Source organism: Haloparvum alkalitolerans (genome assembly GCF_050122995.1).
Taxonomy (GTDB): domain Archaea; phylum Halobacteriota; class Halobacteria; order Halobacteriales; family Haloferacaceae; genus Haloparvum; species Haloparvum alkalitolerans.
In genome coordinates this window covers 1-16,993 of record NZ_JBNLIA010000006.1, presented here as the reverse complement: position 1 = coordinate 16,993, position 16,993 = coordinate 1, and the positions used below count along the sequence as shown (strand labels likewise).

The window sequence follows — 16,993 nt, the reverse complement described above, 5'->3', positions numbered from 1 at the left end:
GCGGTCGCCGTTCGTTTCATGTGACCGAGGTGGAACGGTGGTTCGGTAGGTGTGCAGACTCGATGAGTAGGCCAGCGTGTTCGTCATCGAACTGCCGTCACAGAGTCGACGGTGGGCACCATATGATATATGAATCGGTGAGCGGAAAGCAAAACCAGTGAGGACCGAGTATCAGAACCTCCTCCTGTTCGGCATATACAGCGTCTGTGGTGCGCTCGTCTTCGTCGGCGCGAAGCTGGGCATGCCGGACGTGCCGCCATTACTGTTCGCGGCACTCCGCCTCGACATCGCCGGCGTGGCGTTACTCGCCGTCGCCGGCTGGCGTTCGACGTACTGGCTCCCCCGCACGCGCCGCGATGTGCTCGGCGTGGGGGTCGTCGGCGTGTTCACGCTCGGTGTCATGAACGCCATCTTGTTCGCCGGCCAGCAGTACGTCACCAGCGCCGTCGGTGCGATCGCCTACAGTTTCATGCCAGTCCTGACGACGGGATTCGCCGTCCTCCTGTTGCCGACAGCCTCGCTCGACATCGTCGACGCATTCGGCATCCTTCTCGGATTCCTTGGAGTCGGTATCGTCGCCCAGCCGTCGGCAGCAGCCATTCATGCAGACCGTCTCATCGGATTCGGACTGATGATCGGGAGCGTTGCGATATTCGCACTCGGCACCGTGCTGACCCAACGGGTGCAACCAGCGCTTCCCCGACTCGCGCTCACCGCGTGGGGTGTGCTCCTTGCTGCGGTCGTAAACCACGGTATCGCCGTCGTCTTCGGCTATTCGCTGACCGCGATTACGTGGACGTCCACCGCCATTACTGGCGTTGTCGTTGAGAGCCTCCTCGCGACAGCCGTCTTGTACGCCGTCCATTTCGAACTCATCGACAGAATCGGGCCTGCTCGGACGAGTCTCAATTTCTATCTGCAACCAATCGTCGCAGCACCGATCGGATTGGTCCTGTTCGACAACCGATTGGCGACCGTGAGTCTGGTTGGCTTCCTCATCATCTTCGTCGGGTTCGTACTCATCGAAAGAGAAGTGATACTCAATACCTGCTACTCCGCTACGTAACAACAAACTCGACCCGGATTCCATGACCGGTACGCGGGAGAGTTTAGCAGGAGATTCACTAGTTACTACCCCGAAAAGAAACTGTGCGTGAACTTTTCTATGACACGCTCGCAGAAAGTAGTTTTACTCAAATCTCACTCCGCTACAGAGTGGCGAATACAAGTCGTCCTTCCCATAGGCTATATTACTTAGTAGTATAACTTGGTTATTGATGGCAAAGACTCAGATCCAGCTGGCCAAAGCAGGCGAAATCACATCTGCTATGAAACGAGTTGCCGAGCGCGAAAACTATGATCCGGACTTTGTTCGACAGCAGGTTGCCGACGGACAAGCCGTCATTCCGAACAATCATGCGCACGAATCGCTTGACCCGATGATTATAGGACGGGAATTTTCTACAAAGGTCAACGCGAACATTGGCAATAGCGACACGACTAGTGGTATCGAAGGCGAACTCCAGAAACTCCACACTGCGGTCCACTATGGTGCCGACACTGTGATGGACCTTTCAACCGGCGAGGATCTTGATGACATCCGTAGCGCTAATATCGAGCATTCACCCGTGCCGGTCGGAACCGTCCCGATTTACGAGGCTGTCAAGCGTGTTGACAGTCCCGCCGAAATCACCCACGAACTGCTGCTCGACATTATCGAGAAGCAAGCCAGGCAGGGCGTCGATTATATGACTATCCATGCAGGCGTGCTGATGGAACATCTTCCACTGACAGACGGCCGAAAGACTGGAATCGTCTCGCGAGGGGGGTCTATTCTAGCCCAGTGGATCGAAGAGAATGGGATGCAGAACCCGCTGTACACGAAGTTCGAGGAAATCTGCGAAATCTTCGCGGAACACGACGTGACGTTCTCATTGGGCGATGGCCTCCGTCCCGGTTGTCTCGCAGATGCGAGCGACGAAGCCCAGTTCGCCGAACTCGACACACTCGGCGAACTGACTCGGACCGCATGGGACCACGGCGTCCAAGTCATGGTTGAAGGCCCCGGACACGTCCCAATAGACGAGATCGCCGATAACGTCGAACGCCAACAAGACGTCTGTGACGGTGCACCATTCTACGTCCTCGGCCCGCTAGTCACCGATGTCGCGCCGGGCTACGATCATATCACAAGCGCGATTGGGGCGACCGAGGCTGCTCGTGCAGGAGCGGCGATGTTGTGTTATGTTACACCGAAGGAACATCTCGGTCTCCCTGACGAAGAGGACGTGAGAGACGGTCTCGCAGCCTATCGGATTGCAGCCCACGCTGCTGACGTCGCGAATGATCTTCCGGGTGCACGCGACTGGGATGATGCACTTTCCGAAGCGCGCTACGAGTTCGATTGGCGCAGGCAATTCGAACTCGCACTGGATCCCGAGCGTGCCCAAGAATACCACGATCAGACATTGCCTGGCGACAACTACAAGGAAGCTCGTTTCTGCTCGATGTGTGGTGTCGAGTTCTGCTCGATGCGAATTGATCAGGACGCACGGGATGCCGACGGTGAGATGTCTTCGATTGATGACGAGACTAACCTTGACGCTTCGCCTGCTGCGGATGTGAATCTCCCGCCGGTTGGAACCCATGACACGAGTCGCGTTCCTGATGAAGTCGAAATCAATGGTGTCACATTTACTCCTGCAGAATCACACGCAGACGATTAACCTTCAACAGTTCTGAAATTTATTTTTGGGCCACTCAATACGAGTGATCGCGACTTCGAAACCTGTGCTGACTATGTATCCTGTACTTACCGATTCTTCTCGGTCTATTTCAACCATTGTAGCGTGACCGACTCAGAGCGTCTATCTATCAGTCTGGACACTAGTGATTTCGAATCGTGCGCCTTCCTCGTCGCTGTCGGTCACGGTGATCTCCCACCCGTGAGCGGCAACGAACTGCTTGACGATATACAGCCCAGGCCCTCACCGTTGGTTGAGTCCTCCAATTCAAACACCTGCTCACCTACGTCTTCAGAGATACCCGGCCCAGCGGCTGCCACGTAGAAGCCGTCCTTCAACTCACCAATCGTCATAGGCACGTCCGCAATCCCGTATTCGACCGCATTCCAAATCAAATTCTCCACCACTTGCCGGAGCCGACTCGCATCAGCCTGAATCGTTTGCTCTATGTCGATGACCAGCGTCGTATCGGCTGTTGGAATGGTCTGCCAGCACTCACTGTCTCCGCAAGATCAATCGCCTCGACCTCGCTCCGCCTCACCCTCCATCCTTATCTGAGCACTGCCGTGAATGGAAACCCAAGAATTATATCTTCGTCAACTGGCTTGGCTAGCGTGGTTTACGAGACAGGAAATCGCACCGTCGACGACGCTGTCGCCCGCATACTCGACGGCGAGACACTCGACCGCCGGGATGGACTCGCACTGATTGCCCAGCCGGTCGAGCCCCTCGCCGAGGGAGCGGACTACGTCCACTCCCAGCTCGGCGACGACACTGTCGACGCGTGTTCCATCGTGAACGCGAAGGCGGGCAACTGCGCAGAGGACTGTGGGTTCTGTGCGCAGTCAGTCCACTTCGACACTGGTATCGACACCTACGGCTTTCTCGACCCCGAACAAATCCTCAAGGCGGCCAAGCAAGCCGAACGCGACGGCGCCCAGCGCTTTGGCGTCGTCGTCGCCGAGAAAGGCGTCTCCAAGGAAAAACGCCCCGACGAGTGGGACGACGTCATCCGCGCAATCCGCTTAGTACGAGACGAAACCGACGTCGAAGTCGACGCCTCCCTCGGGATCCTCACCGAAGAAGAGGCCGCGATTCTCGCGGACGAAGGGCTCAATCACTACAACCACAACATCGAAACCTCGCCGCGTTTCTTCCCCGAAATCGTCGGGACCCATGACTTCGAAGACCGCGTGAAGACGCTCGAAGTCGCCAAGGAAGCCGGTATGGACCTCTGTGCCGGCGTTATCCTGGGCATGGGCGAATCGCCTACCGACCGCGTGGACGCGGCCATCGCGCTCCAGGACATCGGGGTCTCCTCGCTCCCCGTCAACATCCTCAATCCGGTCGCCGGGACGATGTTCGACGACCGAGAGGAAGCACTCATCTCCACGGCGGAGACCATCAAGACCATCGCGGTCTACCGACTGCTCCACCCGCACGCGCGAGTGCGGCTCACCGGCGGTCGCGAGGTCAACTTCGCTGAGGACGAGCAACACCTTCCCTTCGAGGCCGGCGCGGATGGCATCCTCACCGGGAACTACCTCACAACCGAGGGCCAGTCCCCCGGCGACGACATCGAGATGATGGAGCAGGCCGGCATGGAGCCCAATACCGAGGTCAACGATTTCGACCCGGAAGAAGTGAAATCCCGTGATGGCGACTCGGCCGACCCCGCGGATATGGCGGTCGGGACAGCCACGAGTAAGGCGGAACTGTCTGATGACTAACACAGAGATACAGCAACAGCTATGAACGACATCAACTTCGCCGTTCTCGGCACTGGTGGTATCGGCCGTCGCGCACTCGAAGTCTCCGCGGACAAAGACGAACTCACCCCTATCGCAGCCTGCGACCGCCATGGGGTTGCCGTCAACCACGACGGCCTTGATGTGGACGAACTGCTGGCCGCAACGGAGGGGAACATCGCTTCCGACGGCGGGACTACCATTGAATCCGGCGGTGACGACATCAAGGAACACGGCGACGACAAGGGCGTCGTCGCCTCCGCACAGGCCGAGCCGACGGAGACGCCCATCGAGGACATCATCGCCGAATACGAGGCCATCGACGCGGTACTCATCGCGCTGCCGAACCTCGAACACGACTTCATTCCGACTGTCGCCGAGCGCTTCGCGAACGCAGGCTACGAGGGCGTCCTCGTCGACGTGCTCAAGCGTTCACGTGTCATCGGCATGCTCGACGACCGCGAGGAACAACTGGAAGAATCAGGCATCACATTTGTCTGCGGTGCGGGCGCGACACCCGGCCTCCTCACGGGCGTGGCGGCACTCGCCGCCCAGTCGTTCATCGAGATCGAGGAGGTCGAAATCTGGTGGGGCGTCGGCCTCAAATCCGGCTACGAGGACAACCGCGGCACCGTCCGCGAGGACATCGCCCACCTCCCCGACTACGATATCGAATCGGCACGTGCCCTTTCGGACGAGGAGATCGAGGAAATCGTCGACGCTCACGACGGCGTCATCGAGTTCAACGACATGGAGCACGCCGACGACGTGCTTCTCGAACGGGCAGGTATCTGCGACGCTGAGGACGTGACCGTCGGCGGCGTCCTTGACCTTCGCAACGACGAGAAGCCCACAACGACGACCGTCAAAGTCACCGGTCGCACGTTCGATGGCGAGGTCGGTACCAACACGTTCGAACTCGACGACGACACGAGCATGGAAGCCAACGTGAACGGCCCTGCACTTGGCTACCTGAAGGCTGCCGTCCGCCGCAACTGGACCGGCGATTACGGCGTCTACGGGCCTGCCGAGCTCATGCCCGGGTTCTGAACAGTGCAGCAGCAGATGGATCGAGGGTTCGACCTCGAAGCACGCCTCCAGTCCCGGGAAGAGCGTGGGCTCCGTCGCGACCTCGCTCCTGTCGACCGTGTCGAGCCGAGGGCTCGCCGGGTGCCCGACCCCGGTGCCGACGTACCGGCCTTCGACGCCGATGCCGAGGAAATGCTGGTGTTCGCAGCCAACGACTACCTCGGGCTCGCGGGAGACGCCAGACTGGCCGAGGCAGCCGCCCGGACAGCCCATGAAGTCGGCACTGGCGCGGGCGCCAGCCGGCTCGTCGTGGGCGATACATCCGCTCACCGCAAGCTCGAACACGCACTCGTCAAATCGAAAGAAACCGAGCGTGCGCTGGCGTTCTCCTCGGGGTACGCCGCCAACATTGGGACGATTACGGCGCTCGCCCCCGACGCGATCTTCTCCGACGAACTCAACCATGCCTCCATCATCGACGGCTGCCGGCTCTCCGGCGCCGATATCGAGGTGTACGACCACTGTGACGCCAGCGACCTCCGGGCGACCATGGATCGCCGTGCCCGCGAAGCAGATGGGGAGGAATCCTGGCTGGTCGTGACAGATTCGGTATTCAGCATGGATGGCGACATCGCTCCACTCAGAATGATATGTTCGGCCGCCGAGCGCCACGACGCGTGGGTGATGGTCGACGAAGCCCACGCGACGGGCGTGTACGACGGCGGCATGGTCGGTCAGCTGGGACTCGAAGACCGGATTCATGTCCAGTTGGGGACCCTCTCGAAGGCGCTCGGTGCCCAGGGCGGGTTCGTCGCCGGGAATGAGATGCTCATCGAGCACCTGGCGAATGCGGCCCGTTCGTTCGTCTTCTCGACCGGGCTCTCCCCGCCTGCGGCGGGTGCCGCACAGGAGGCGCTACGTATCGCACGGGAGACGGACCGCCCCCAGACGCTCCAGGATCACGCCGATTACCTCCGGTCGGGGTTTGAGGACCTCGGCTTCGAGGTGCTCGGTGAGACCCACATCCTGCCCGTGCTGGTCGGAGACCGGGAGGATGCGGTCGCGCTCGATGAAGCGCTCCGCGACCGCGGGGTGCTCGCCCCTGCCATCCGCCCGCCGATCGTTCCGGTGGGGATGTCACGGCTGCGCGTCGCTCCCACAGCCGCACACACGCGCGAGCAACTCGACCGCTGTCTCGACGCGTTCGAGGCCGCCGGCGAGGAGGTGGGGCTGCGATGAGTCTCTCCGTGCTTGGCACCGGGACAGGTGTCGGCAAGACTGTCATCACTGCTGGCCTCGTGGGCTGGCTCCGCGACCGCGGCCGCGATGCAGTCGGTATCAAGCCCGCACAGACTGGCTTTCCACCGGACGACGACGCTGGCTTCGTCGCCGAAGCCGCGGGAAGCGAGGACGCCAGTGTCTGCCTGCGCTATCTCGAACCCGCGCTTGCCCCGGCAGTTGCCGCAGACATAGAAGATGCTGCCCTCTCTTATGACGAGATCCTACAGGGTTGTCGGAGCGAACTAGAGGCTGCCGACCCGGGTGTCGTCGAAGGGATTGGTGGTCTCCGGGTGCCGCTCGCTGAGGGGAAGGAGGTCGTCGACCTAGCCGCCGATCTCGGATTACCGACGCTCGTAGTCGCACGCTCGGGACTCGGCACGCTCAATCACAGCGCGCTGACCGTCAAGGCTCTCGAACGGCGCGGCCTTGACGTGTGCGGTGTGGTCCTTAACGATTACGCTGGCGAAACGCTCGCCGAGCGGACGAACCCCGACGTACTCGAATCGATGGTCGATCTGCCTGTGTACACAGTGCCGGGACTCGACCTTGACACGCCGGGCAAGGCGGTGACAGCGGTAAAGGAAAACCTTCCGCCGAGCGTATTACCTGAATAGCGCCTACGACGGACGCAGATGAATTGACAGATTCCGGGATTGATCCGCCTCAAAGCCGTATGCATTGAGACAACCAGTCTCAACTTCTGTCATCCGAGAAGAGATGAGGCCTAGATTGAGTTATCACGGTGCCAACGGCGTGATTGTCTAAGGCGTGCGCTGCGAGAGACATCAGGTCAATGAGCTCCCGTCCAAATTTCGTTGTGTGCGGTCGATCTGGAGTTCCGCTACCCGCAGCTATTTGTTATGTAGTACCACCCACATTGTATGTCCGATATTGACCGAGCCACTATCGAGTCAGTCGCTCAACGATATGGGATCGACGTCGATGACGAGGCAGTATCAGCCTATCTCGAGGCAACGTTGGACCAAGCTGCGCAGTTCAACGCACTTGACCCAAAATCGATTGAGAGTGACTACCGGGTCGATCCGACTCTCGGCGACGATGAGTACAACGCCTTCCGTCATCAGTTCGAGTACGGCGAGGGCGATGGCCGATTAGCGGACCTTGACGTGGCGGTCAAGGAAAACATCGTCGTCGCAGGTGCGCCAACCACCTGTGGCTCCCCAGGATTCGAGTTTGAGCCGCCGCACAGCGCGACTGTCGTCGAGCAGCTTGTCGATAACGGCGCAACGCTGGTTGGCACGACGAACATGGACGAGTTCGCATTTTACATCACCGGTGAGACGTGCACACACGGCCGTGTCGAGAATCCTGCTGTCGATGGGTGTGTTCCCGGAGGATCCTCGAGCGGAAGCGGCGCAGCCGTAGCCGCCGGCCTCGTAGATGCAGCACTGGGGACCGACACCGGTGGGTCGGTTAGGATTCCCGCATCATTCTGTGGCGTCATCGGCATCAAACCGACCCATCAGCGTGTCTCGCGATTCGGTGTCATCGACCTCTCACAGTCGTTAGACCACGTTGGGCCACTCGCTCGAGATGTTGAAACCGCTGCTCGCGTCCTCGAGACTATCGCTGGACCGGACATCGACGACCCATCCACGCGAGGCACTCCCGAACCCGAGAACTACGTGAGCGTCGTGGACAAAGGGGTTGAGGACCTCCGGATTGGCGTTGTCAGCGAAGCAATGGCAACGAGCGAGGACAGCGTCAGTGATTGCGTCTCAGCAGCGGTCGAGGGGCTCGCTAACGCGGGAGCGACCATTGAGAAAACGTCGCTTCCGGGCTATGAAATGATGGGACCAGTTGTCGGCGCCATTGCCGGACTGGAGTTTGCAGCGTTCGTCGGGTCGAACGGCGCCTCTCTCGCAACCGGTACTGGAACGACTGAAGAGATTCGTGAAGCACTGGTAGCCGCCAACGACCGCGGTGACTTCGGCGAAAACGTTGCTAACCTCCTCGTCACGAACGGTACTGTTGCCGATGGCGACGGATCAGCGTACGTCGCAGCGAAGGGGCTGCAACGCGACTTCACCCGGACTGTTCGGGAAACACTCGACGACTACGACGCGCTCGTCACACCGACGACACCGATGCCTGCCCCCGAATTCGGAACGATCGAAGGCCTCGACGGACTCCTTCGAGTCGTGGAGAACACTGCCCCCTTCAACTGCAGCGGGACGCCAGCTGTCTCTGTCCCCTGTGGAACTGTCTCTGAGAAACCAGTCGGCCTTCAAGTCGTCACCGACTGGAACGATGAGGCCACTGGGATCGCTGTCGCAGGAGCCGTCGAGCGGCTCTAATCAGGATATCTCTGTTACTTGGGACTATTGAGAACATACAGAATTGCGCGAATACGTTGATGGTTTGTGGCGGTTACCCACAACAGCTGTGCGTCTCATCCTGGCAAAATCAATCCTCATCGAGTTCCGAAAGCCGAGCCTGGATTTCCTCAGCATCTGCCTCAGAGAGCGCCTCAACACCGAACTGGACAAGTAGCGGGTAGAAGTGGCGGTTCTTCTTAAATTCGTCCTGGCCCGCCTTGCGGAGCTTTAGCTGGGACTCGAGGTAGGTATCCTCCATTTCGTCGAGGACATCGTCGGGAATGTAGATCGTCCGCCCGTTCCACTCGTCCTTGATATTCGTCTTCGTTTTGCTCGTTTCGTTCGTTTCACTCGTTGAAGTCGATTCGGTCGTGTCGGTCGATGAACTGGTTTCCACCGTTTCACTCACCTCACTCGTTTCGCTGGAATCAGCCTCGTCGTCCTCCTCTTCGTAGTTGCCCTCGATGCCGGAAGCATCACCCCAGCCGTCGGTCATGCTTTCACCTCCTCAGGTACGGTCTTCTCAAACGTCTCGTCGAACAGGTCGGCGATCTCGTTGAACAGGTCGCGTGCATCCTCGACGCGCTGGTTCTCCTTGCCGAAGCCGAAGACAGACACACCCTCGCCAATCGACTGAGAGAGGTCAGTCCGCTTCGGGATCTCGAACACCGGGAGGGAGTACGCCGACTTGATCTCCTCGATGGTGTCGCGGTGTTCAGCGTTCTGCTCGACGCGGTTACAGACAATCGCGAGCCGATTGATGTCTCCGTACGCCTGTTCGAGGGAACTCAGCTGCTTTGCGAAAATCTGGAGGCTGTTGGCGTTGAGCTTCTCGGGAATGACGGGGATGACGACGTTGCCGGTCGCGACCAGGGCGTTGTCGGTGAGGACGTTCAGGGATGGCGGCGTGTCGACGATGATGTAGTCGTAGTCCTTGTCGAGCTCGTCGAGAGTCATCTCCAACCGCTCGCGACTCTTCGGCGCCTCAAGCAGCGTCTGGATGTTCTTGTTGTTCGCGAGTTTCTCGCTGGCGGGAAGGATGTCGAATTCCTCGTGCTCGACGATGATGTCGTTCACCGACTCCATCTGGTCGAAGTCGAGGACGTCGAACAGCGTCGTACGGTCGGTATCGTAGTACAGATCGTTGTAGCCAAGCGAGCAGGTGAGCCCGCCGTGGTAGTCGATATCGACCAAGAGGACGTCGTGACCTCGGGCGGCAAGTGCGCCGCCAGTATGAATGACGTCGGTTGTCTTCCCCGCGCCTCCCTTCTGATTCGCCACCGTGATTCGTGCGGTATTGGTGTCGGTCATTATCTTCGTTTCTCTCGTTGTGTTCGTTTCGTTCGTTTTGTTCATTTAGTTCGGTGCGTTCGGTGAGGGTGTTTCACTCGGTGAGAGGATTACTACGATGTTAAAACCAACTGTTCGTTCCACTCGTTGAAGCAAACGCACTCGTTGCCATCAATTAATTCGTTCTGTTCGTTACGTTCGTTTTCTCGTTTTGTTCATCGAGTAGAGGGTCCCAGTTCGTTCCTCAGGATGCGTTCAATACATTCGTTTTTCTCGTTCAGTTCGTTTTGCTCGTTGGATTCGTTATAGTCGTTCCACGTGTTTTCAGCGGGAATCAGGACTACCTTCGAGAGTATGGAGAGATAGTGACTTCATGGCCATTCGAGTAAGGCTTTTAACTGTTACCGGATTATTGGTAACCACCAGATGTACGAGGTACTCGACGACACCGCGGCGCAGGTCATCCTCGCTATCGAGAGTGGTGACTCCATCCGTCGTGTCGCCCAACACCTCCACACGCCGTACGAGACGGTAAGACAGGCCGTCAACCGACTCGAAGACGCAGGCTACGTCCGCTATGACGACGGCCTCTCAGTCGTCGACGAGCGCGTGAGGGACGCAGCACGAGAGCTCGTCGCTGCCAGCGCCGGCGTCAGTCCACCATCCATCGAGGAGGCCTACGTCATCCCGCAGTTCGGTGACTGGCCGTTCGCATTCACACGGATCGACGCCGTCTACGTGTGGACCCAGGGCGGCTACCAGGTCGGTCGCAAGCCCGACGACTATCCACTGTTCCTCGCTGTTCGTGAGCAGGACGTCGACGCCTGGGTGACATTTTTCGAGTGGTTCGACCTCCCGACCGCATTCGAACGACAGCCCCGAGACGAGTTGGACGGACCGCTGCAGATCGTCCTCGAGCCACGCGCGTCACTCGATATCGAGCACGTCGAAGGGTACCCAGTGATCCCGAGAGCAGAGACAATCGAGTACATGCGCGAGAACTACGCCCAGTTCCAGTCGGCGCTCGCGATGCTCGACCGGATGTACGAGGACCTCGACCTCGGCGTCACGTATCGAGAGACCGAACGGGCACAGCCATGAGCTTCAACAACCGAAGTGACGCGCTCATCGAACTGCTCGAGGAGCTCACCCAACAGGGCCACGAGTACGTTCTTGTCGGCGGCTACGCTGTCTCAGCGTTCAATGCTCGCTTCTCCACGGACCTCGATATCGTCGTCGCGCCGGACTCCAAGGCTGACTTCGTCGAGTTCCTCGAACAGCAGGGGTTCGAGGAAACGGACAGTCACGCCAAGAAATGGTACTACGACACCGAAGTAATCGAGTACGAGAAGCGGCTCACGCCGCAGCAGCCGATCGGCTTCGATCTCCTGGTAAACGGACTCGGGTGTCGCCAGACGGAGGCACAGTGGTCGTTCGACTACCTGTACGACCACAGCCACCAACAGGAGGTGAGCGGGGGCACAGTGACGACGACGGCCAGAGTCATCGATGGGGCCGTCCTCGTGGCGGCAAAGCTCCACAGTGGCCGAGAAGCGGACCTCCGAGACGTCCTGGCAGTGGCTGAAGAAATCGACCTCAACGCTGTCACGCCCCATCTGCGGCGAGGGGACGACAATGCCCTACGGGAGCAACTTGAGCGTGGACTGGATATCTTGGAGAGCGACGAACTCGAGCACGGATTTCGGAGTGACTTCGGGGCCTCAGCTATCTCAGAAGAAACGGTCACCGCTCTCCACGAGTATCTGTCTGCACAGATTGACCAGCTGAGCTGAATCGGTCGGGACTCCCTTGGCCAGAAGTGAAGATAAGGCCCTTCAACGGTGCTTGCAGTCAGTCAAAAAATTGGAGGGGAGTTGTCAGTCGATCGTCGCTAACACACGGACATCCGTAGCTGAGTGTCGTTCCCGTTCAGTACGAGCACCGTGCTCGCGGAGGAACTCATCAATACGGTCGGCTAAGGACTCCGCATCCTCCCTATCGACGTGGACGATTAGCGTCGGACGCTCCTTGTCGCTGTTCTCAATCACGAGCGAGACATCCTTGAATTCGTCCGGCTGTCTATACGCCTCGAACTCATCGGCGACCTGGTCAGCCAGGTCGTCAAGCACCTCAATCGGTTCCTTTGTCATAGATTGAATATCGGGGTTGGAAGGTTGTGCCATCGCGAACGGGTGGAGAAAACGTGACTTTCAGAACCACCTCCATCAGACAAACGCGAACGGAGCCTTCTCACACCGATGGTTTACCGAGAAGAAGACCGATCCACAGAAGGGACAACAGGTTAGAGTGCTCGCGGATCGCTATCGACAATGCTCGCAAACGCGACGTTCTCCTGAACTTGTTCGATTTCGACTGTTGGCTCCTCACCGGGCTGAGCGCCGGGGACGATCACGACGTACCCCCGTTCGACTTTCGCAATACCGTCTCCTTGATCACCGATGGTTTCGATTGTCACGTCGCGCACTTCTCCCTCATCAACAGGAGGACTAGATGAATCATGGCTCGTGCTCCCCTGAGAGGCGGGATGCCGTGGGGCCTGTGGGGATGTTGATTCAGCTTCGGAGGAGGAATCAAGGAGAGCGATGCGATACGTTTCATCACTGGTCAGCGCCCCGTGCTTGATCTCACTCGGAGGAATCTCGATGACGAAAGTGCCATCCTCCTCCTTAATTTTCGCAGTGAAAATCGAACAGAGGGAGTCTGATATTTCTACCATAACTGGGTTTGATACTGGATACAATTAATCGGTCTCTTTGAGAAGGAGCGAACTGGATCAGCTGTCCTCAGCTGGTTCTTCCCAAGGAATGTCTCGCTTATGGACTACAGCGAGCTTCGAGTCGTCATCATCTTCTATTGCACTGAGACCACGCTGGACGAGAGTGTGAACCTGTCCAGCAGACTCCGGGAACGAAAATTGGTCATCCTCCGCGTCAGCACGGAGTTCCAGATAATGGAGGTACAACCTGAACCTCGTATCTGCTCCGATAGGCCACCAAATCGTCCCTATCTGCTCATCTACCTGATTGTCCCAATGCCCTATGAGTTCACGGATATCGTCGACGAGCTCCTCCCCAGAGGTGCGAAGGCGGAGGGAGTATTCCCGATCCCGCTCCATATCTTCGATTATATCCTGAAGGAAAGGCTCAGCCTCCAAGGCGGTAGGTGAGGTCTGATCCGCTCCTAGAAGGTGTTCTAACGCCCGAATTTCTTCACGCCGAGCGGCTACAGCGTATGCGACATTGTACTTGTCCTCGGGGAAGATTTCGTGCTGACTCGGTTGCTGTGCCTGAGGGTCAGTGTCCCCAGTGGATGAGCTAAATAAGGTCTCAAAGAGTCCCATACGCTTCGTCAGGAGGGCACCCATAAGTACTTCCTGTCATATCAGACGGCAATTCTGGCGGCTGTGAACCGATTCACCTTGCCACTCGAAGAAGAAGCGGATTATCTTTGTATCGACAGACAGCAATGGATATGGTAGCAACACGAGAGAGGGCCCTTAGCGAACGCGAGTTCGAACTACTGTTAGAAGGTGCTGGGCGAATAGATGATACACAACAGAGACTCGAAACACGAGCGGCCATTCTCCTTGGAGGCCGTCTTGGACTTAGACCAGGAGAAACAACGCACTTGTCGAAATCGTGGGTTGACCTAGAGCGGCAAATGATCCAGATTCCCACACAGGAAAACTGTACGAAGGGACGGGATGGTGGCATCTGTGGATACTGCCGGCAGGCGGTGAAACAACGGCTAGATCACAATCCCAATACGGATTTTCAGAGCTTTGCTGAGCGTTATTGGCTCCCGAAAACAGAAGCCGCATCTCGAACAGTTCCGTACCACTTTTCGTATCGGGTTCGAGTTGCGGTTGAATTGTTACTCGACGAACATAGTGGCTGGCCGTATTCGTTCTCGACCTTACAGCGACGTCTAGAAACGGCCCTGAAATTGTCCCCAGAATTGTCTAACGACGCAACCTCATTACATGGATTACGTGCCACAGCAGCGTCGTACCATGCAGGAAGAGGCTTGGATCTTCCCGCACTCCGAGCAATGTTCGGGTGGGAGGACATCACGACCGCACGTCAATATCTAAATGTCGATGGAGCTATGACCCGACGAGCGCTGGACAGTATTCATCAGTAAATCTGAACCCACTGATATTCAGGAACCAGGCGTAGCGCTATTTCAGTGATTACTCCATCGGGCCTACATCTCCAAGATAAGTGTATTTCTCAGCGACCTTCTCGAAGTACGCTTCCGTCATAATTCGAGGATTCGACACCCGATGGAAGTCATCAAGGACGAACTGCATTTCCTCCACATCCAGCCCATATGCGTGGAACACGGCTGCGTCGACTTCGGCTTGTAGTTCACGCCGAGTCTCCATATCCGTCGCCGGCTCAATCCCGCCGAGTCGCTCACGCATCTCAGCAAACTCCTCACCATAACAGTTGAGCTTCGCCGCTCGATCAGCGATGTAGTGGAACCAGTCGTCGCCGTCAGTGAGACGAGGAGCCTGTGACTCCTCAAACTTGTACTTCGAGGCGTGGGAATCGACCTTTGTCCGCATCAAGAAATCGAACGGGATACTGTTGATCAGCCCAAGTGCGACGAAAAGCTCCTTATCAGAGAAAACACGGTCGTAAGCACTGTGCATCGGGAATTCCGAAAGGTCGTCCTTGGTAGGGTTTGCTTCGAATGGCCGAACCGTGTACAGCGTATGGACTACGACTCCACCCGGTGGGATTACAGCCGCAATGAGCGTCCGTTCGTCGGTTGCACGAGCGACTTCACGGAGCACAAGCCGGTACTCAGAACTATGGAGACGGATGTCCTCCAAAGAAAGTTCGGGGCGGTCGAATTCTTCTGTTAGCAACCGATTGACGAACCGCTTCTGCGAACTTGCCGGGAGATGGCGGAACTCAGGGTCATCAGCGAACTTGTTGTAGATAGCCTTCTTCAGGCTGATCGCATCGTCCCGGGCACGGAAGTTCTTCTCTCGAATGCGACGCTTCGCGCTCAGCTCCTCGTTATCCTCATCGACACTCCACAAAGAGATGGGTTTGAGATCGTCGACGTAAGTCGACTCATAACAGAATTGGTGAATGTTCTTTCCCTGATAGACCGGATAATCCCCTTTGGATTCGTCTTCGATGAATCTATCCCGATCTCGTCCTCGATCCAGTTCCTTGTACAAGACCGTTCGCCAAGCACCTTCAATTTCAGTCGCCAATGGTGGTGTCTGGAGAATTTTATCCAGCACTGAAACCTCCTGCTGGTCCTCGATGTTGGGAAAAATTCGAGCTCCAGGAGAATACTCTTTGAGGATTCGCGCTGGAATTTCTAGAGCTACATCGTCAATTGACCGAAGAACATCAACGGAAGTCTGATGAAAGATTCCGTGGACAGTATCAGTGCTTCCCTCTGTTCGGAGCGTAACGATACCGAAGTTATACCTAGTGTCTATATCGGAGAAGATACCGCGATTTTCAAATCCGATGATACTCTGAATCTCAGACTCTTCCAATGCATGTACTCGCAAATCCTTTCCAGCGGCGGCATTGAAGAACGGACCAGGAAGCAACTGTGAAACATAACCACCGTCTCTGACGATATCATAGACTCGCTCAAAGAACAGTAGGGACAGGTCGTTCGTCCGTGCAACCTGTTGTCCTTCTACGCTTGGTGTCTGGTACTCGTATTCTCCACTCTGGTTGATATAGGTCGCTTGCCGTTCCTTGTCACGCTGGAACTTCTCCCATTCAGCAGCGATTTCAGGGTTCTTTAAGAGTTCCTCTACCTTCTTGTCCTTTTCACCTGGTGGGCGGCTACGAAACTCAGTATCGTACTTTGGGAAGAAGTCCGTCCGGTATGGCTTCAGCTCATCCCACGGTGGGTTCCCAATGATGACATCAAAGCCGCCTTCCCGATAGACTGTCGCGAACTCGAGCACCCAATGAAACGGTGAGAACTCCTCTAATTCCTCAAGAGAAATATCCTCGTCGACAAGTTCGTTGAACTGATCGCGGATCTTCTCATTAAGCTCCTCGCTGTGGGTGTCGATTTTTCGTTCAGCCATTTTACGGGCATTCTGCGCTTCACGGGCAGAATCCGCAGCTCGATGCCGGTCCTGTTCCCGGATGACATCCTCATAGAGATCTTTGACTGCAATTCCGACACCCCAATTCGAGAGTGACGCGTCGCCAGCATCTTCCCGTGCGACTTCTTGGAGCTCAGTGAACCCGATCAGCGAGTTACCCTGACGGATGTTAAAATCAATATTTGGGAGGGGTTCGACCTCGTTCGGTTCGTCCTCGATATCAGCGACCATCGACAGCCACAGGCGTAGTTTACAGATTTCGACTGCCCCGTCCTCGATATCGACTCCATAGAGATTGTGAAGGATGATAGAACGCTTTGCGAAAAGTGAGACCCCTCCATGTCCCTCTTCTATTCTCTCCAATTCTTCACGGCTACGACTCTCCAACTCCCAGCCTTGCCCCTCAGCTTCGAGCCGCTGGAAATACTCAATGCATTGCAT

Annotated in this window: 17 protein-coding genes; 11 read left to right on the top strand and 6 right to left on the bottom strand. The window is 57.2% G+C overall.

The window, feature by feature from the left end; genetic code table 11:
- Window positions 1-157: 157 nt before the first annotated feature.
- Both ACQE3L_RS08345 and thiC read left to right on the top strand, forming a co-directional pair.
- Window positions 158-1,066 (top strand): DMT family transporter, encoded by a 909-nt coding sequence (locus tag ACQE3L_RS08345; RefSeq protein WP_426963364.1) that lies wholly within the window; start codon window positions 158-160, stop codon window positions 1,064-1,066.
- A gap of 211 nt (window positions 1,067-1,277) precedes the next feature.
- Complete coding sequence (thiC, locus tag ACQE3L_RS08340) at window positions 1,278-2,726, top strand: phosphomethylpyrimidine synthase ThiC (RefSeq protein ID WP_426963363.1); 1,449 nt, start codon at window positions 1,278-1,280, stop codon at window positions 2,724-2,726.
- A gap of 200 nt (window positions 2,727-2,926) precedes the next feature.
- Here the strand turns inward: thiC and ACQE3L_RS08335 are convergent, their stop codons facing one another.
- Complete coding sequence (locus ACQE3L_RS08335) at window positions 2,927-3,181, bottom strand: ATP-binding protein (RefSeq protein WP_350338644.1); 255 nt, start codon at window positions 3,179-3,181, stop codon at window positions 2,927-2,929.
- A gap of 177 nt (window positions 3,182-3,358) precedes the next feature.
- Between ACQE3L_RS08335 and bioB the strand changes: the two genes are divergently transcribed.
- The 5 genes from bioB (at window position 3,359) to ACQE3L_RS08310 (ending at window position 9,120) form a co-directional block, all read left to right on the top strand.
- Window positions 3,359-4,474: a biotin synthase BioB gene (bioB, locus tag ACQE3L_RS08330; RefSeq protein ID WP_426963362.1), complete on the top strand. Its 1,116-nt coding sequence runs from the start codon at window positions 3,359-3,361 to the stop codon at window positions 4,472-4,474.
- A gap of 21 nt (window positions 4,475-4,495) precedes the next feature.
- Complete coding sequence (gene bioU / locus ACQE3L_RS08325; RefSeq protein WP_426963361.1) at window positions 4,496-5,542, top strand: (S)-8-amino-7-oxononanoate synthase BioU; 1,047 nt, start codon at window positions 4,496-4,498, stop codon at window positions 5,540-5,542.
- Between the two features lie 15 nt (window positions 5,543-5,557).
- The gene (locus ACQE3L_RS08320) at window positions 5,558-6,760 is read left to right on the top strand and encodes an aminotransferase class I/II-fold pyridoxal phosphate-dependent enzyme (protein WP_426963390.1); all 1,203 of its coding nucleotides are present in this window, start codon (window positions 5,558-5,560) and stop codon (window positions 6,758-6,760) included.
- On the top strand, window positions 6,757-7,416 hold the full coding sequence (bioD, locus tag ACQE3L_RS08315; RefSeq protein ID WP_426963360.1) for a dethiobiotin synthase: 660 nt from the start codon (window positions 6,757-6,759) through the stop codon (window positions 7,414-7,416). Before ACQE3L_RS08320 ends, bioD begins: the two co-directional genes overlap by 4 nt.
- 267 nt (window positions 7,417-7,683) lie before the next feature.
- On the top strand, window positions 7,684-9,120 hold the full coding sequence (locus ACQE3L_RS08310; RefSeq protein ID WP_426963359.1) for an amidase: 1,437 nt from the start codon (window positions 7,684-7,686) through the stop codon (window positions 9,118-9,120).
- Window positions 9,121-9,229: 109 nt separating this feature from the next.
- Here the strand turns inward: ACQE3L_RS08310 and ACQE3L_RS08305 are convergent, their stop codons facing one another.
- Together ACQE3L_RS08305 and ACQE3L_RS08300 are read right to left on the bottom strand one after the other, a co-directional pair.
- Complete coding sequence (locus ACQE3L_RS08305; RefSeq protein WP_426963358.1) at window positions 9,230-9,637, bottom strand: DUF8160 family protein; 408 nt, start codon at window positions 9,635-9,637, stop codon at window positions 9,230-9,232.
- A complete protein-coding gene (locus tag ACQE3L_RS08300; protein ID WP_426963357.1) occupies window positions 9,634-10,452 on the bottom strand; it encodes a ParA family protein in 819 nt (272 codons plus the stop codon). The genes ACQE3L_RS08305 and ACQE3L_RS08300 overlap by 4 nt, the downstream gene beginning before the upstream one ends.
- A 405-nt stretch (window positions 10,453-10,857) precedes the next feature.
- Here ACQE3L_RS08300 and ACQE3L_RS08295 point away from each other — a divergent pair, with 405 nt between their 5' ends.
- Window positions 10,858-11,532 (top strand): helix-turn-helix domain-containing protein, encoded by a 675-nt coding sequence (locus ACQE3L_RS08295; RefSeq protein ID WP_426963356.1) that lies wholly within the window; start codon window positions 10,858-10,860, stop codon window positions 11,530-11,532.
- Window positions 11,529-12,224 (top strand): nucleotidyltransferase domain-containing protein, encoded by a 696-nt coding sequence (locus tag ACQE3L_RS08290; protein WP_426963355.1) that lies wholly within the window; start codon window positions 11,529-11,531, stop codon window positions 12,222-12,224. The genes ACQE3L_RS08295 and ACQE3L_RS08290 overlap by 4 nt, the downstream gene beginning before the upstream one ends.
- Window positions 12,225-12,308: 84 nt before the next feature.
- On the opposite strand, the gene ACQE3L_RS08285 is transcribed toward ACQE3L_RS08290, so the two are convergent.
- Both ACQE3L_RS08285 and ACQE3L_RS08280 read right to left on the bottom strand, forming a co-directional pair.
- Window positions 12,309-12,581 carry a hypothetical protein gene (locus tag ACQE3L_RS08285; RefSeq protein ID WP_049804983.1) on the bottom strand — a complete coding sequence of 91 codons (273 nt, stop codon included), beginning with the start codon at window positions 12,579-12,581 and terminating at the stop codon, window positions 12,309-12,311.
- Between the two features lie 152 nt (window positions 12,582-12,733).
- Window positions 12,734-13,168, bottom strand: coding sequence for a TRAM domain-containing protein (locus ACQE3L_RS08280; protein WP_426963354.1), 435 nt, complete (start codon window positions 13,166-13,168; stop codon window positions 12,734-12,736).
- Between the two features lie 99 nt (window positions 13,169-13,267).
- Here ACQE3L_RS08280 and ACQE3L_RS08275 point away from each other — a divergent pair, with 99 nt between their 5' ends.
- Together ACQE3L_RS08275 and ACQE3L_RS08270 are read left to right on the top strand one after the other, a co-directional pair.
- On the top strand, window positions 13,268-13,618 hold the full coding sequence (locus ACQE3L_RS08275) for a hypothetical protein (protein WP_426963353.1): 351 nt from the start codon (window positions 13,268-13,270) through the stop codon (window positions 13,616-13,618).
- Window positions 13,619-13,917: 299 nt separating this feature from the next.
- A complete protein-coding gene (locus tag ACQE3L_RS08270) occupies window positions 13,918-14,595 on the top strand; it encodes a site-specific integrase (protein WP_321170479.1) in 678 nt (225 codons plus the stop codon).
- Window positions 14,596-14,644: 49 nt separating this feature from the next.
- Here ACQE3L_RS08270 and ACQE3L_RS08265 read toward each other — a convergent pair.
- Window positions 14,645-16,993, bottom strand: a 2,349-nt coding sequence (locus ACQE3L_RS08265; protein WP_426963352.1) for an Eco57I restriction-modification methylase domain-containing protein, incomplete at its 5' end; no start/stop codon positions are given.

What these genes read in the sequence shown, in the direction of transcription:
- ACQE3L_RS08285 (WP_049804983.1), bottom strand. Translation starts at nt 12,581, where the DNA reads ATGACAAAGGAACCGATTGAGGTGCTTGACGACCTGGCTGACCAGGTC.
- bioD (WP_426963360.1), top strand. Translation starts at nt 6,757, where the DNA reads ATGAGTCTCTCCGTGCTTGGCACCGGGACAGGTGTCGGCAAGACTGTC.
- ACQE3L_RS08275 (WP_426963353.1), top strand. Translation starts at nt 13,268, where the DNA reads ATGGACTACAGCGAGCTTCGAGTCGTCATCATCTTCTATTGCACTGAG.
- ACQE3L_RS08280 (WP_426963354.1), bottom strand. Translation starts at nt 13,168, where the DNA reads ATGGTAGAAATATCAGACTCCCTCTGTTCGATTTTCACTGCGAAAATT.
- ACQE3L_RS08290 (WP_426963355.1), top strand. Translation starts at nt 11,529, where the DNA reads ATGAGCTTCAACAACCGAAGTGACGCGCTCATCGAACTGCTCGAGGAG.
- ACQE3L_RS08270 (WP_321170479.1), top strand. Translation starts at nt 13,918, where the DNA reads ATGGATATGGTAGCAACACGAGAGAGGGCCCTTAGCGAACGCGAGTTC.
- ACQE3L_RS08305 (WP_426963358.1), bottom strand. Translation starts at nt 9,637, where the DNA reads ATGACCGACGGCTGGGGTGATGCTTCCGGCATCGAGGGCAACTACGAA.
- ACQE3L_RS08310 (WP_426963359.1), top strand. Translation starts at nt 7,684, where the DNA reads ATGTCCGATATTGACCGAGCCACTATCGAGTCAGTCGCTCAACGATAT.
- ACQE3L_RS08320 (WP_426963390.1), top strand. Translation starts at nt 5,558, where the DNA reads ATGGATCGAGGGTTCGACCTCGAAGCACGCCTCCAGTCCCGGGAAGAG.
- ACQE3L_RS08295 (WP_426963356.1), top strand. Translation starts at nt 10,858, where the DNA reads ATGTACGAGGTACTCGACGACACCGCGGCGCAGGTCATCCTCGCTATC.
- bioU (WP_426963361.1), top strand. Translation starts at nt 4,496, where the DNA reads ATGAACGACATCAACTTCGCCGTTCTCGGCACTGGTGGTATCGGCCGT.
- ACQE3L_RS08300 (WP_426963357.1), bottom strand. Translation starts at nt 10,452, where the DNA reads ATGACCGACACCAATACCGCACGAATCACGGTGGCGAATCAGAAGGGA.
- thiC (WP_426963363.1), top strand. Translation starts at nt 1,278, where the DNA reads ATGGCAAAGACTCAGATCCAGCTGGCCAAAGCAGGCGAAATCACATCT.